The organism is Streptomyces sp. NPDC058758 (assembly GCF_042746075.1).
Taxonomy (GTDB): Bacteria; Actinomycetota; Actinomycetes; order Streptomycetales; family Streptomycetaceae; genus Streptomyces.
In genome coordinates this window covers 93,746-107,687 of the sequence record NZ_JBHYPS010000008.1, presented here as the reverse complement: position 1 = coordinate 107,687, position 13,942 = coordinate 93,746, and the positions used below count along the sequence as shown (strand labels likewise).

General features: G+C 72.0%; 12 protein-coding genes. 4 read left to right on the top strand and 8 right to left on the bottom strand.

Annotated elements, in window-relative coordinates:
* Position 1: 1 nt before the first annotated feature.
* The 3 genes from ACFW6A_RS13090 to ACFW6A_RS13080 all read right to left on the bottom strand — a co-directional run bounded on the left by ACFW6A_RS13090 (position 2) and on the right by ACFW6A_RS13080 (position 2,146).
* Positions 2-415, bottom strand: a complete 414-nt coding sequence (locus ACFW6A_RS13090; protein ID WP_351847963.1) for a VOC family protein — start codon at positions 413-415, stop codon at positions 2-4.
* 159 nt (positions 416-574) lie between these two features.
* The gene (locus ACFW6A_RS13085; protein ID WP_351847960.1) at positions 575-1,042 is read right to left on the bottom strand and encodes a group III truncated hemoglobin; all 468 of its coding nucleotides are present in this window, start codon (positions 1,040-1,042) and stop codon (positions 575-577) included.
* Between the two features lie 57 nt (positions 1,043-1,099).
* Positions 1,100-2,146, bottom strand: a complete 1,047-nt coding sequence (locus ACFW6A_RS13080; protein WP_351847957.1) for a hypothetical protein — start codon at positions 2,144-2,146, stop codon at positions 1,100-1,102.
* 194 nt (positions 2,147-2,340) lie between these two features.
* On the opposite strand from ACFW6A_RS13080, the gene ACFW6A_RS13075 reads away from it, so the two are divergent.
* Complete coding sequence (locus tag ACFW6A_RS13075) at positions 2,341-3,501, top strand: PhoX family protein (protein ID WP_386640447.1); 1,161 nt, start codon at positions 2,341-2,343, stop codon at positions 3,499-3,501.
* Here the strand turns inward: ACFW6A_RS13075 and ACFW6A_RS13070 are convergent.
* From ACFW6A_RS13070 to ACFW6A_RS13055, 4 genes are all read right to left on the bottom strand, one after another.
* Positions 3,471-4,502, bottom strand: coding sequence for a winged helix-turn-helix domain-containing protein (locus tag ACFW6A_RS13070; protein ID WP_351847950.1), 1,032 nt, complete (start codon positions 4,500-4,502; stop codon positions 3,471-3,473). The two genes, ACFW6A_RS13075 and ACFW6A_RS13070, sit on opposite strands and share 31 nt — an antisense overlap.
* 494 nt (positions 4,503-4,996) lie before the next feature.
* Complete coding sequence (gene ppdK, locus ACFW6A_RS13065; RefSeq protein ID WP_386479315.1) at positions 4,997-7,708, bottom strand: pyruvate, phosphate dikinase; 2,712 nt, start codon at positions 7,706-7,708, stop codon at positions 4,997-4,999.
* 358 nt (positions 7,709-8,066) lie between these two features.
* Positions 8,067-9,203: a tRNA dihydrouridine synthase DusB gene (gene dusB, locus ACFW6A_RS13060; RefSeq protein WP_386479312.1), complete on the bottom strand. Its 1,137-nt coding sequence runs from the start codon at positions 9,201-9,203 to the stop codon at positions 8,067-8,069.
* 265 nt (positions 9,204-9,468) lie between these two features.
* The gene (locus ACFW6A_RS13055; RefSeq protein WP_351847942.1) at positions 9,469-9,654 is read right to left on the bottom strand and encodes a DUF6243 family protein; all 186 of its coding nucleotides are present in this window, start codon (positions 9,652-9,654) and stop codon (positions 9,469-9,471) included.
* A 241-nt stretch (positions 9,655-9,895) separates the two neighbouring features.
* Between ACFW6A_RS13055 and ACFW6A_RS13050 the strand changes: the two genes are divergently transcribed.
* The 3 genes from ACFW6A_RS13050 to ACFW6A_RS13040 all read left to right on the top strand — a co-directional run bounded on the left by ACFW6A_RS13050 (position 9,896) and on the right by ACFW6A_RS13040 (position 12,324).
* Entirely contained in the window at positions 9,896-10,903 is a 1,008-nt protein-coding gene (locus tag ACFW6A_RS13050) for an aldo/keto reductase (RefSeq protein ID WP_386479308.1), read from the top strand.
* Between the two features lie 16 nt (positions 10,904-10,919).
* Positions 10,920-11,516 (top strand): TetR family transcriptional regulator, encoded by a 597-nt coding sequence (locus tag ACFW6A_RS13045; protein WP_351847937.1) that lies wholly within the window; start codon positions 10,920-10,922, stop codon positions 11,514-11,516.
* Positions 11,517-11,598: 82 nt separating this feature from the next.
* Positions 11,599-12,324, top strand: a complete 726-nt coding sequence (locus tag ACFW6A_RS13040; protein ID WP_351847934.1) for a VC0807 family protein — start codon at positions 11,599-11,601, stop codon at positions 12,322-12,324.
* Positions 12,325-12,400: 76 nt separating this feature from the next.
* Here the strand turns inward: ACFW6A_RS13040 and ACFW6A_RS13035 are convergent, their stop codons facing one another.
* Positions 12,401-13,783 carry a glycine--tRNA ligase gene (locus ACFW6A_RS13035; RefSeq protein ID WP_386479304.1) on the bottom strand — a complete coding sequence of 461 codons (1,383 nt, stop codon included), beginning with the start codon at positions 13,781-13,783 and terminating at the stop codon, positions 12,401-12,403.
* Between the last annotated feature and the right edge of the window lie 159 nt (positions 13,784-13,942).

Here is a 13,942-nt window from a genome sequence, read left to right as displayed (position 1 = left end):
CTCAGCCCTCCATCGCGGCCGGGTCCATCCAGAAGACCTCCCAGTGGTGGCCGTCCGGGTCGGCGAAGGAGCGGCCGTACATGAAGCCCATGTCCATCGGCTCCTTCGCCGGGCCGCCGCCGGCCTCCAGGGCCCGGTCGGCCAGCTCGTCGGCCTTCTCGCGGCTCTCGGCGTTCAGCGTCAGCAGCACCTGCGTGGTGGCGGAGGCGTCGGCGACCTTCTTGCCGGGGGCGGTGAAGGAGAGGAACTTCTCCTCGGTGAGCAGCATGACGAAGATGGTGTCGCCGATCACCACACAGGCCGTGCTGTCGTCGCTGAACTGCGGGTTGATCGCGTACCCGAGCTTCTCGTAGAAGGCGCGGCTCGTGGCGAGGTCCTTCACGGGCAGGTTCACGAAGATCATCTGCGGGGCCATGGCGTGGTCTCTCTTCTCCGTCGTGCGGTGCCGTCGTGCGGTGCCGTCGTGCGGTGCCGTCGTGCGGTGCCGTCGTGCGGTGCCGTCGTGCGGTGCCGTCGAGGAGTAGGACGGACCCGCCGGCCAGAACTCATCGCTCCGCCGGAGAATTCTTCCGGCTCAGGCCGCCGCGCGCAGGGTGAGCGCCGCCAGCGGGACGAAGCCGCCCGTTCCGCCGGTGGCCGCCTCGGCCTCCGCGCCGGGGCCGCCCAGCCGCTTCATCATCGAGACGGCGATCCGCTCCCCCGTCGCCTTGGCCCGGTCCGCGAGCGGCCCCCGGTGGAGCCCGTCGACGGTGGCGTGCCACAGCTGGACCCAGCGCCCGAAGTGGGCGGGGGCCAGGGGGCGGGCGGAGTGCAGCGCGGCGTGCGGGGCGAAGGCGTCCCGGGCGTAGTCGGCGGTACGGAAGAGGGCGCGCTCCCAGAAGTCCGCGATGCGCGGCAGGTGGACCTCCAGGTCGGTGCCGGCGATCTCGGTGAAGAACGGGCCGATGAGGGGGTCGGCGAAGGCCGCCGTGTAGAAGCGGCGCAGCAGCACGTCGAGGTCGTCGCGGCCGCCGATGTCGGTGAGCTCCCGGGTCTCGCGCATGCGTCCAGTCTCCCCGCCGCGCCCCGCCTCCCCCAGTGCCGAAGGTCCCGCGTCCGCTCAGGCCCCCGCTCGCCGCCAGCGGCTGAGGGTGTCGGTCGCCCGGTCGTGGGTGAGCCAGGTGCCGTCGCCGAGGGCCCGGAGGGAGCCGGTGACGGGGTGCGGGTAGGCGACGGGGCCGAGGACCGCGAGGGAGTGCGCGTCGAGCAGCCAGTGCCCCGGCCCGTCGTCCTCGCCGTTCTCGGCGACGGCGACGACCGTGTCCGCGTCGGCGAACCCGGCCGCGTAGTCCCAGCACCGGTCCTCGCCCAGCTCGGCGGCGTCCCGCCCGGCGAGGACGGTGCCGTCGGGGGCGTGCACCCGGAGGTCGTCGCAGGAGTGCTCGACGGTCAGGTAGACGGGCCGGTCGGGATGGACGTCGAGCAGGATCCGGTCGAGGTCCTCCCCCAGGTCCCGCACACCGGACGGGCCCGTCCCGTCCGGTGTGCCCGCCCCGTCCGCCCCGTAGAGCAGGACGCCGTCCTGCCCCATGCCGACGCACAGCAGCACGGTCCCGCCGCCCGGCAGCGAGAACTGGTGCGAGCCGGAGGCCGCGCTGTCCTCCAGGGGGAACCGGGCGGTCTCCCGCCCGTCCCGGGCGTCCAGCACCACCCAGTGCTCCGGCCCGTCCGCGTCGACCACGTGGGCCCAGACGGACCGCCCGTCCGCGGGGACGTGCACCGAGCCGTGCTCCAGCCCCCCGCAGACCTCCTGCTCGTCGCCGGTGTGCGGGTGGCCGACGACCGGGCCCCAGCAGCCGTGCCGGTGCTCCCACAGGGCGCGTCCGTCGGCGGCGACCGCCCGCACGGCCCGCTGGCCCGAGAAGACGGCGAAGCTCCCGTCCGGGGCGACCGCGTCGACGCCCCGGTCCCAGCCGGGCCAGGGGGCGGGGAAGGCCGCCTCGGGGCGGGGGGCGTCCGCGAAGAGCTCCGCCACCCCGTACACCTCCAGCCGGTCGCCGCGCCGCAGCGTGAGCCGTCCCGCCGGGGCCCCGTGGGGCGCCCCCGTCACGAGGGCCGCCGCCCCCGGCAGCCGTACCGATCCGATCAACCGCGCCGCGACGTCCATGGCCCGCAACCTAGACCATGCCCGCGGGCTCGTGCCGGGCCCGCGCCCCGCCGCCGACTCCCCCGCCCCGCAGCCGCCCCCTCCCCGTCACCGGCCGTTGACGCCCAGTCAACTCCCGGCCCCTAGGTTCACTCTCCGCGCGGCCCCGCCGCTGACCGTGCGGCGGGCGGTCACCACACCCCTGGAGAGAACACGTGGAGCGACGCAGTTTCCTGCGCGGAGCGGTCATCGGCACGTCGGCCGCCGCCTTCGGCGGCACCCTGATGGCGGGCGCCGTCCACGCGGCCCCCGCCCAGCCCGGCGCCGGCCCCTACGGCGCGCTCGGCGCGGCGGACGCGAACGGCATCATGCTGCCGGCCGGGTTCAGCAGCCGGGTCGTCGCCCGCTCGGGACAGACCGTCCCCGGCACCTCGTACACCTGGCACAACGCCCCCGACGGCGGCGCCTGCTACGCCGACGGCACCGGCTGGATCTACGTCTCCAACTCCGAGATCAACCCGAGCGGCGGCGCGAGCGCCGTGCGGTTCTCCTCGGCGGGCACGATCACCGGCGCCTACCGCATCCTGGCGAACACCCGGCAGAACTGCGCGGGCGGCAAGACCCCGTGGAACACCTGGCTGTCCTGCGAGGAGGTCAGCCTCGGCTACGTCTACGAGACCGACCCGTACGGCGTGAACGCGGCCGTCCGCCGGGACGCCATGGGCCGCTTCAAGCACGAGGCCGCCGCCGCCGACCCGGTCCGCAAGGTGGTCTACCTGACGGAGGACGAGACCGACGGCTGCTTCTACCGCTTCGTCCCGACCACCTGGGGGAACCTCTCCTCCGGCACCCTCCAGGTCCTCAAGGCCGGCACGGCCACCTCCGGCTCCTTCACCTGGCAGAACGTGCCGGACCCGGACGGCTCCCCGACCACCACCCGCACCCAGGTCTCCGGCGCGAAGAAGTTCAGCGGCGGCGAGGGCTGCCACTACGCCGACGACAAGGTCTGGTTCACCACCAAGGGCGACAACCGCCTCTGGCAGCTGAACCTCACGAACAACACCTACGAGCTCGCCTACGACGACTCGCTGGTGCCCGGCGGCGCCGCCCCGCTCACCGGCGTGGACAACGTCACCGGTTCCTCCTCCGGCGACCTGTACGTCGCCGAGGACGGCGGGAACATGGAGATCTGCCTGATCGCGCCGGACGACACCGTCGCCCCCTTCCTGCGGATCACCGGCCAGTCCGGCTCCGAGATCACCGGACCGGCCTTCTCGCCCGACGGCACGCGGCTGTACTTCTCCAGCCAGCGCGGCACCACGGGCAGCTCCTCGGGCGGCATCACCTACGAGGTGACCGGACCGTTCCGCGCGTAGCAGCGCTCCTCCGCCGGCCGCTGGGCCCCGCCTCCTCCGCCGAGGAGCGCGGCGCCCAGCGGCGTCAGCGTGTGCAGGACCGCGTTCCCGTGCCGCAGGGTCGCCACCAGCCCGGCGTCCCGCAGCACGCCCGCGTGCTGGCTGGCCGAGGCGAGCGAGACCCCGGCCCGGCGGGCCAGCTCGCTGGTCGTCCCGCCGTCCCCTATGGCCCGCAGCACCTCCGCGCGGGTCTGGCCCACCAGCTTCGCCAGCGAGGAGACGCCCGGCGGGCGGACCGTCGGCGCCTCCCCGTGCGTCACCGGGTAGACGAGCACCGGCGGCAGCGCCGGGTCCCGCAGCATCACCGGCGTGCCCCGGCAGAAGTACGAGGGCTGGAGCAGCAGCCCCCGCCCGTCCAGGTGCACGTCCCGGTCGACCGGGTAGGCCGCCTCCAGGACCGGCGCCCGCCAGGTCAGCATCGGCGGCAGCGAGCCGAGCAGCTCCTCCGCGCCGCCGTCCAGGACCGCCCGGCCCCGGCGGGCCCGGTCGGCCTCCACCCGGGCCTGGATGTGCGGCCAGTACGGCTCCACCGCCGCCCGGTGGTAGCTGCGCAGCGCCCCGAGCAGCCGGTCGAAGGGCTCCGGGCCGCCGTCGGCGAGGGCCCGCAGCGAGTGCGGCACGGTGCGGCCGCCGCTCCGGTCGGCGGCCAGCAGGGACAGCTCGGAGCGGAGCCGGCCGGGGGCAGTCGCGCGGACCGCCGCGAGCCCGTCGTCCAGACCGTGCAGGCCCTCCGCCGGGGTGAGGAAGTCGGGGAAATAGCCGCGGCTCGGAACGAGGGCGGCGAGCAGCCGGGTCTCCCCGCCGAGCCGTGCCCTCGTTTCCGTGCGCCACCCGCCGAACACCACCGGACCGCGCCGGTCCCTTAAACGGTGAAAGCTGAGAATCGTTTCCCACAGGACGTCAGGACGGGCGGCGATCCGCACCCCCGCCAGATCGTCCGCGGTGAAATGAATACGAAGCATGAAGTCCCCACCTGTGCACTCGCAACCACCCCGCGATCGAGTATGCACACCATCACAGCACGTTACCAGGGTGTTTCAGCCACAGATGAAAAGCATCGCGGCGAACAGGGCCCAACGGAAATGCTGTGCGGGTCGGGCAGGAAACCTTCAGGACCGAGGTGACGTGGTGAAGACCGTGGGGGGCTTTGCCCGTCCGGCGGCGGTCGGCGAGGGTTGCGGCTCACCTGCCCGACACCGGAAAAAGGAAGCGGCCCCCGGGTGGGGATCCGGGGGCCGCGACCGAAACGTCCGCAAACAAAGACGTTCAATTTCCAATAATTCAATGCTGCCGTAATTGCGCATGAATCTGACGTGAAAACGACGGGACGGACACCTCCGCACAAGGTGTCCGTCCCGCCTCTTTCGGATCCGGGACCGCCGTCCGCCGGTGAGGGTTCGGAAGGGATGACCGACGGCGGTCCCGGGGGCTTCACGGGGCCCGCGGGCCCCTCGGGTCAGCGGCTGTCGCTGCCCTTCGACTCGGCCGCCGCGCGACCCGCCTCCAGGCGCGCCACCGGGATCCGGAACGGCGAGCAGGAGACGTAGTCGAGGCCGACCTCGTGGAAGAAGTGCACCGACTCCGGGTCGCCGCCGTGCTCGCCGCAGACGCCGAGCTTGATGTCGGGGCGGGTGGCCCGGCCGGCCTGGACCGCGGAGCGCACCAGGGCGCCGACGCCGTCCTTGTCGATGGTCTCGAAGGGGCTGACGCCGAAGATGCCCTTCTCCAGGTACGCGGTGAAGAAGCTGGCCTCCACGTCGTCGCGGGAGAAGCCCCAGACCGTCTGCGTGAGGTCGTTGGTGCCGAAGGAGAAGAACTCGGCGGCCTCGGCGATCTGGCCGGCGGTGACGGCCGCGCGGGGCAGCTCGATCATGGTGCCGAGCGCCAGCTTCAGCTCCACGCCGGTCTCCGCCACGACCTCGGCGATGACCTTCTCGGCGTCCTCGCGGACGATCTCCAGCTCCTGGACGGTGCCGACGAGCGGGATCATGATCTCGACGCGCGGGTCGCCCTTGGCCTCGATGCGCTGGGCCGCGGCCTCGGCGATCGCCCGGACCTGCATGGTGAACAGGCCGGGGATGACCAGGCCGAGGCGGACGCCGCGCAGACCCAGCATCGGGTTCTGCTCGTGCAGCCGGTGCACGGCCTGGAGCAGGCGCAGGTCGTTCTCGTGCGGCTCCTTGCGGGACTCGGCGAGGGCGACGCGCACCGACAGCTCGGTGATGTCGGGCAGGAACTCGTGCAGCGGCGGGTCGAGCAGGCGGACCGTGACCGGCAGGCCGTCCATCGACTCGAAGAGCTCGACGAAGTCGTTCTTCTGGAGCGGGAGGAGCGCCTTGAGGGCCTCGTCGCGCTCGGCGTCGGTGTCCGCGAGGATCAGGCGCTCGACGTACTGGCGGCGCTCGCCGAGGAACATGTGCTCGGTGCGGCACAGGCCGATGCCCTGGGCGCCGAAGCGGCGGGCGCGGGAGGCGTCCTCGGCGTTGTCGGCGTTGGCGCGGACGCGCAGCCGGCGGACGCGGTCGGCGTAGGCCATGATCCGGTGGACGGCCTGGACCAGCTCGTCGGCGTCGTCGGCGCCGGCGTGCATGCGGCCCTCGAAGTACTCGACGACCGGGGACGGCACGACGGGTACCTCACCGACGTAGACCTTGCCGGTGGAGCCGTCGATGGAGACGACGTCGCCCTCCTCGATGACCGTGCCGGAGGCGGTGGTCATGCGGCGGCGCTTGGTGTCGACCTCCAGCTCCTCGGCGCCGCAGACACAGGTCTTGCCCATGCCGCGGGCGACGACGGCGGCGTGCGAGGTCTTGCCGCCGCGCGAGGTCAGGATGCCCTCGGCGGCGATCATGCCGTCCAGGTCGTCCGGGTTGGTCTCGCGGCGGATCAGGATGACCTTCTCGCCGGAGCGGGACCACTTGACGGCCGTGTACGAGTCGAAGACGGCCTTGCCGACGGCCGCGCCCGGGGAGGCGGCGATGCCGCGCCCGATCTGCTCGACCTTCGCGGTCTCGTCGAACTTCGGGAACATCAGCTGGGCCAGCTGGGCGCCGGTGACGCGCTGGAGCGCCTCGGCCTCGTCGATCAGGCCCTGGTCCACGAGCTGGGTCGCGATGCGGAAGGCGGCACCGGCGGTGCGCTTGCCGACGCGGGTCTGGAGCATCCAGAGCTGGCCGCGCTCGATCGTGAACTCGATGTCGCAGAGATCCTTGTAGTGGGTCTCCAGCGTGTTCATGATCTGCATGAGCTGGTCGTACGACTTCTTGTCGATCGACTCGAGGTCGGCCAGCGGCACGGTGTTGCGGATGCCGGCGACGACGTCCTCGCCCTGCGCGTTCTGCAGGTAGTCGCCGTAGACGCCCTCGTGACCGGAGGCGGGGTCGCGGGTGAAGGCGACGCCGGTGCCGGAGTCCGGGCCGAGGTTGCCGAAGACCATCGAGCAGACGTTGACGGCGGTGCCGAGGTCGCCGGGGATGCGCTCCTGGCGGCGGTACAGCTTGGCGCGGTCGGTGTTCCACGAGTTGAAGACGGCCTCGATGGCGAGGTCCATCTGCTCCCGCGGGTCCTGCGGGAAGTCGCGGCCGGTGTCGGCCTTCACGATCGCCTTGAACCGCTCGACGACCTTCTTCAGGTCCTCGGCGTCCAGGTCGGTGTCGCTGGCGACCTTCTTGGCGGCCTTGGCCTCGTCGAGGGCGTCCTCGAAGTGCTCGCCGTCGACGCCCAGCACGGTCTTGCCGAACATCTGGATGAGGCGGCGGTACGAGTCCCAGGCGAAGCGCTCGTTGTCGGCCTGGCGGGCGAGGCCGGCGACGGACTCGTCGGAGAGGCCGATGTTGAGGACGGTGTCCATCATGCCCGGCATGGAGAACTTGGCGCCCGAGCGGACCGAGACCAGCAGCGGGTCGTCGGCCTGGCCGAGCTTCTTGCCCATCTGCCGCTCGAGGGCGTCGAGGTGGGCGGAGACCTCGTCGCGCAGGGCGACGGGCTCCGAGCCGGACTCGAGGTAGACCTTGCACGCCTCGGTGGTGATCGTGAAGCCGGGAGGCACCGGGAGACCGAGGTTGGTCATCTCGGCGAGGTTGGCCCCCTTGCCACCGAGCAGGTCCTTCAGGTCCCTGTTGCCCTCGGTGAAGTCGTACACGAACTTCTGATCATTGTTTTCCGACACGGGTCTCGACTCCTCGACGACTCGGTTGGCTGCCCTGACGGCGAGGAACATACCCAGATCGAAGGCTTCTGGGGAGGTACGCCTAGCGGTCACACGGTCGTAACCACCCGTCCGCCCCCACTTCGAAAGTTACCGAGGCGAAGCTTCCGCATTCACGCCCCGAAGCCCGCTTGACCCAATCCAGGGACAACACGCTCAGATGAGCGGCTTCACTGCGCATTTGCGTTCAACTCTTGAACGCAAAAAGGGTGGCACCCAGTGCCACCCCTTCAAGCCGTACACCCCTCCGTAACCTGCTCATCTGAGCACCACCCCCCTCAGGGGTGGCGAGGATCACTCGCCCGGAGGGCCGGGAATCTCAGCCCCCGGACGTGTCCAGCTCGGCGTCCTCGCCCACTCCGGCGCAGTCGTAGGGGTCCTTCAGCCAGCCGTCCGGCAGGACGACCCGGTTGTTTCCGGACGTACGGCCCCGCGGGCCGTCCGCGCCCGCCGGCCACGGCTGGTCCAGGTCCAGCTCGCTCAACTGAGCGCGCAGCTCGTCCAGGGAGGAGGTGATCGCCAGCCGCTTGCGCATCTCCGAACCGACCGCGAACCCCTTCAGGTACCAGGCCACGTGCTTGCGGAAGTCGATGACGCCGCGCGACTCGTCGCCGATCCACTCGCCAAGCAGCGTCGCGTGCCGCACCATCACGTCCGCGACCTCCCGCAGGCCCGGCGTCCGGTAGCCGCCGGTGCCCTCCAGGCCCGCCACCAGGTCCGCGAAGAGCCACGGCCGGCCCAGGCAGCCGCGGCCCACGACCACGCCGTCGCAGCCGGTCTCGCGCATCATCCGCACCGCGTCGTCCGCCGACCAGATGTCGCCGTTACCCAGCACAGGGATCTCCGGCACGTGCTCCTTGAGCCGCGCGATCGCGTCCCAGTCGGCCGTGCCGCCGTAGTGCTGCGCCGCCGTCCGCCCGTGCAGGGCGATCGCCGTCACGCCCTCCTCGACCGCGATCCGGCCCGCGTCGAGGTAGGTGATGTGGTCGTCGTCGATGCCCTTGCGCATCTTCATCGTGACCGGCAGGTCGCCCGCGTTCGTCACCGCCTCGTGCAGGATCGCGCGCAGCAGCGGCCGCTTGTACGGCAGCGCGGAGCCGCCGCCCTTCCGGGTCACCTTGGGCACCGGGCAGCCGAAGTTCAGGTCGATGTGGTCGGCGAGGTCCTCGTCGACGATCATCCGCACCGCCTTGCCGACGGTGACCGGGTCCACCCCGTAGAGCTGGATCGACCGCGGCTTCTCGGTCTCGTCGAAGTGGATGAGCTGCATCGTCTTCTCGTTGCGCTCCACCAGCGCCCGCGTCGTGATCATCTCGCTCACGAAGAGGCCCTTGCCGCCGGAGAACTCGCGGCAGAGGGTGCGGAAGGGGGCGTTGGTGATGCCGGCCATGGGCGCGAGCACCACCGGGGGCTGCACGACGTGCGGGCCGATGGAGAGGGGAGAGAACGCGGTCATTCCCCCATTGTCCCGCACCGCCGGCACTCCCCCCGGGCCCCGCCGGCCGCGCCCCGGCGGACCGGTCCCGGGGCGCGGGGCCGCCCGCGGCGCGGATGGCACAGGGTGCCGCGGCGGTGACGGGGCCGTGGCGGGCGCCGGCGCCCCTTCACTCCTCGACGGCGGCCCCGGAGGCCGGGTACGGCGGACCCGGCGGCCCGGCACGGCGGCCGGGTACGGCGAAGGGCCCGGGTCGCGGTCGCGGCCCGGGCCCTTCCCGTGGTGACTACTCCTCGGAGGTGTCGGCGGCTCCCTGCGTGCGCTCGCGCATCTTCTTCAGGAGGTCCTGCTTGCGGGCCTCCGCGGAGTTCCGGTCGGCGGCGCGGGCCGGGCCGGCGCCGTTCTGTTCGGCGCGGGACAGCTTCTTGCGCTGTCCGCCGACGCCCAGGAGGTTGTTGCGGCTCTTCGCCATGGGGGGCTCCCCTTCGGTGAGGTGTGCGTGTGCGGTGGTCGGTGGATCGGCCTGCGCGCCGCTCTCACTCGTAGATCGGGAGGTGAGCAAACATGCCCCGCACCGTACCGGCCCGGTTCGGGTCGGTGCATCCGGTTTTCCCGCCCCCCCGGCGCAATGAATGACAGATATTGAAATCTGTCATCGGTCATGCCATGGTTGAAGAGCACCCCCCGTTTCCTTCCTCCCCCAGGAGACCGCCATGCTCCCCACCCGCCCCCTCGGCACCACCGGCCCCGCCGTCTCCGCGCTCGGCCTCGGCTGCATGGGCATGTCCGCGCTGTACGGCGAGGCCGACCGGGCCGAGTCGCTCGCGACGATCCACGCGGCCCTGGAGGCCGGCGTGACCCTGCTCGACACCGGCGACTTCTACGGCATGGGCCACAACGAGCTGCTCATCGGCGAGGCCCTGCGCACCGCGCCCGCCGCCCTGCGCGAGCAGGCACTGACCAGCGTCAAGTTCGGCGCGCTGCGCACGGTCGAGGGCGGCTTCACCGGGTACGACGGCCGGCCCGCGGCGGTGAAGAACTTCGCGGCGTACTCGCTCCAGCGGCTCGGCACCGGCCACATCGACGTCTACCGGATCGCCCGCGTCGACCCGGACGTGCCGATCGAGGAGACCGTCGGCGCCATCGCCGAGCTGGTCGAGGCCGGGCACGTGCGGCACATCGGCCTCTCCGAGGTCGGCGCCGACACCCTGCGCCGGGCCGTCGCCGTCGCCCCGATCGCGGACCTCCAGATCGAGTACTCGCTGGTCTCCCGGGGCATCGAGGAGAAGATCCTGCCGACCGCCCGTGAGCTGGGCATCGGCGTCACCGCGTACGGAGTCCTCTCCCGGGGCCTGATCAGCGGCCACTTCACCCGCGACCGGGCCCTCGCCCCCGGTGACTTCCGCGGCATGAGCCCCCGCTTCCAGGGCGAGAACCTGCACCGCAACCTCGACCTGGTGGACCGGCTGCGCGCCGTCGCCGAGGCCAAGGGCGTCTCCGTCGCGCAGACCGCCATCGCCTGGGTGCTGGCCCAGGGCGACGACGTCGTGCCGCTGGTCGGCGCCCGCACCCGGGCCCGGCTCGCCGAGGCGCTGGGCGCCCTCGACGTGGTGCTCGACCCGGCCGACCTCGCCGCGATCGAGGAGGCCGTCCCGGCCGGCGCCGCCGCCGGCGAGCGCTACCCGGCCGCGCAGATGGCCCACCTGGACAGCGAGCACTGACGGGTACTGTCCTTCCATGGCCGCCACCGAAACCCTCACCGCCGAGCGCATCCTCGAAGCCACCGAGGAGGTGCTGCGGCGCTACGGCCCGGCGAAGGCGACGGTCGTGGACGTGGCCCGGGTGCTCGGCGTGAGCCACGGCAGCGTCTACCGCCACTTCCGCACCAAGGCGGCGCTGCGCGAGGCGGTCACGGAGCGCTGGCTGGAGCGGACCGTCACCGAGCTCCGCCCGTACGCGGAGGGGACGGGGCCGGCCGACGGGCGGCTGACCGGCTGGCTGACGGCCCTCTTCGCGCTCAAGCGGAACAAGGCGGGCGGCGACCCCGAGCTGATGGCCACCTTCCAGGTCCTCATCGGCGAGAACAGCGCGGTGGTCGACCGGCACGTCGAGCACCTGGTGGGCCAGATCGCCCGCATCCTGGCGGACGGCGTCCGGGAGGGCGTCTTCGCCGCCGCCGAGGGCGAGGAGGTCACCACGACCGCCCGCGCCGTCTTCGACGCCACCGACCGCTTCCACGACCCGGCGCACGCCGCCGACTGGTCCGCGCCGGACATCGAGGCGGCCTTCGCCGCCGTGGTCTCGCTGGTCCTCAGGTCCCTGCGCCGGCCTTGAAGATCATTTGGCGCGGAGTTTCCCCTTCCCTGTCCCGTTCCTCCCTAGCGTCTCCCCCACCGCACGCACTCAGGGGGAGACCATGTCCGTCACCGCACGGCCGCCCGGCCCGCCGGCCCGCTCGGGAAAGGCGTCCGCCCTCGGCTGGATCCTGACCATCGGGCTCAACGTCGTCGCGCCGGTCGTCACGTACCGCACGCTGACGGAGGGCCACGGCTGGTCCGAGTTCTCCGCCCTGCTGCTCAGCAGCGCCTGGCCGGTCCTGGACAGCGCGATCATGGTGGCCTGGCGGCGGAAGGCCGACGAGTTCGCCGTGGTCACCCTGGTCTTCCTGGTGATCACGGCCGTCGTCTCGCTGGTCGGCGCGCACACCGCCCGCGCGCTGCTGGTGAAGGACTCGGGCGTGACCGGCCTCTTCGGCCTGCTCTGCCTCGGCACCCTGCTCGCGCCGCGCCCGCTGATGTTCTACTTCGGCCGGAAGTTCGCCACCGACGGCACCCCGGCGAGCACCGCCTGGTGGAACGGCATGTGGCGGTACGAGGGCTTCCGCTCCACGATGCGCACGATGACGCTGGTGTGGGGCGTGGCGTACGTGGCGGAGGCGCTGGCGCGGATCGCGCTGGCGTACGCCCTGCCGACCGACACCATGGTGGTGCTCAGCCCGGTGATGATCTACGGCGTGCTCGGCGCGCTCGGCGTCTGGACCGCCTGGTTCGGCAGGCGCCGGGCGGCCGAGGGGGCCCGGCGGGCCGCGGAGGCGCAGGCGGAGGCCGGTGCGGGGGCCGCCGGGACGGCCGCCACGGCCTGAGGCCCGTACGCGGGTGCGCGGGAGCCCCCGGTCCGGAGTGCCGGACCGGGGGCTCCCGGGTACGCGCTCAGCCGGTTCAGCAGCCGATCAGGCGGCTGGCCAGGTAGCCCTGGATCTGGTCGAGGGAGACGCGCTCCTGCTTCATGGTGTCGCGCTCGCGCACGGTCACCGCGTTGTCGTCGAGGGTGTCGAAGTCGACGGTGACGCAGTACGGGGTGCCGATCTCGTCCTGACGGCGGTAGCGGCGGCCGATGGCGCCGGCGTCGTCGAACTCGATGTTCCAGTTCTGCCGCAGGTCCGCCGCGAGGCCCTTGGCCTTCGGGGAGAGCTGCGGGTTGCGGGAGAGCGGCAGGACCGCGACCTTGACCGGGGCCAGGCGGTGGTCGAGGCGCAGCACGACGCGCTTCTCCATGACGCCCTTGGCGTTGGGCGCCTCGTCCTCGGTGTACGCGTCGAGCAGGAAGGCGAGCATGGTGCGGCCGACGCCGGCGGCGGGCTCGATGACGAACGGCGTGTAGCGCTCGCCGGACTCCTGGTCGAGGTAGGAGAGGTTGGCGCCGGAGGCCTTGGAGTGGGCGCTCAGGTCGTAGTCGGTGCGGTTGGCGACGCCCTCCAGCTCGCCCCACTCGCTGCCGCCGAAGGAAAAGCGGTACTCGATGTCGGCGGTGCGCTTCGAGTAGTGGGAGAGCTTCTCCTGCGGGTGCTCGAACCAGCGCATGTTCTCCTCGCGCAGGCCCAGGCCGGTGTACCAGTTCCAGCGCTGCTGCATCCAGTACTCCTGCCACTCCTCGTCCTCGCCCGGCTTGACGAAGAACTCCATCTCCATCTGCTCGAACTCGCGGGTCCGGAAGATGAAGTTGCCCGGAGTGATCTCGTTCCGGAAGGACTTGCCCATCTGCGCGATGCCGAACGGGGGCTTCTTGCGCGAGGTCTGCTGGACCTGGGCGAAGTTGGTGAAGATGCCCTGCGCGGTCTCGGGACGCAGGTAGGCGATGGAGCCGCTGTCCTGGGTCGGGCCGAGGTGCGTGGCGAGCAGGCCGGAGAAGTTCTTGGGCTCGGTGAAGGTGCCCTTGTTGCCGCAGTTCGGGCAGTTGAGGTCGGCGAGGCCGTTCTCGGGGAGGCGGCCGTGCTTCTCCTCGTACGCCTCCTCCAGGTGGTCGGCGCGGAAGCGCTTGTGGCAGGAGGTGCACTCGGTGAGCGGGTCGGTGAAGGTGGCGACGTGACCGGACGCCTCCCAGACCTCGGTCGCCAGGATGACCGACGAGTCGATGCCGACGACGTCCTCGCGCGCGGTGACCATGTAACGCCACCACTGGCGCTTGATGTTCTCCTTCAGCTCGACACCCAGCGGCCCGTAGTCCCAGGCGGCGCGCTGGCCGCCGTAGATCTCGCTGCACGGGTAGACGAAGCCACGGCGCTTGCTCAGGCTGACGATGGTGTCGATCTTGTCGGCGGCCACGGTGCTCTCTTCATTACGACGGTGGATGTGAACTGCGGCGCGGAGCGCCTCGGTGGGGGGTGGTGGTCGGGAGACGGGTGGGCGAATGCCACAGGTTACCGGCGCCCGCACCCCCTGTATCAAATCGGTTCGGCGGCCGGCGGCCCCGGGGAGCGCGTG

Excerpts from the sequence above, each read along its gene's own strand:
- ACFW6A_RS13045 (WP_351847937.1), top strand. The coding sequence starts at position 10,920 with ATGGCCGCCACCGAAACCCTCACCGCCGAGCGCATCCTCGAAGCCACC.
- ACFW6A_RS13040 (WP_351847934.1), top strand. The coding sequence starts at position 11,599 with ATGTCCGTCACCGCACGGCCGCCCGGCCCGCCGGCCCGCTCGGGAAAG.
- ACFW6A_RS13070 (WP_351847950.1), bottom strand. The coding sequence starts at position 4,502 with ATGCTTCGTATTCATTTCACCGCGGACGATCTGGCGGGGGTGCGGATC.
- ACFW6A_RS13080 (WP_351847957.1), bottom strand. The coding sequence starts at position 2,146 with ATGGACGTCGCGGCGCGGTTGATCGGATCGGTACGGCTGCCGGGGGCG.
- ACFW6A_RS13090 (WP_351847963.1), bottom strand. The coding sequence starts at position 415 with ATGGCCCCGCAGATGATCTTCGTGAACCTGCCCGTGAAGGACCTCGCC.
- ACFW6A_RS13085 (WP_351847960.1), bottom strand. The coding sequence starts at position 1,042 with ATGCGCGAGACCCGGGAGCTCACCGACATCGGCGGCCGCGACGACCTC.
- ACFW6A_RS13050 (WP_386479308.1), top strand. The coding sequence starts at position 9,896 with ATGCTCCCCACCCGCCCCCTCGGCACCACCGGCCCCGCCGTCTCCGCG.
- dusB (WP_386479312.1), bottom strand. The coding sequence starts at position 9,203 with ATGACCGCGTTCTCTCCCCTCTCCATCGGCCCGCACGTCGTGCAGCCC.
- ACFW6A_RS13055 (WP_351847942.1), bottom strand. The coding sequence starts at position 9,654 with ATGGCGAAGAGCCGCAACAACCTCCTGGGCGTCGGCGGACAGCGCAAG.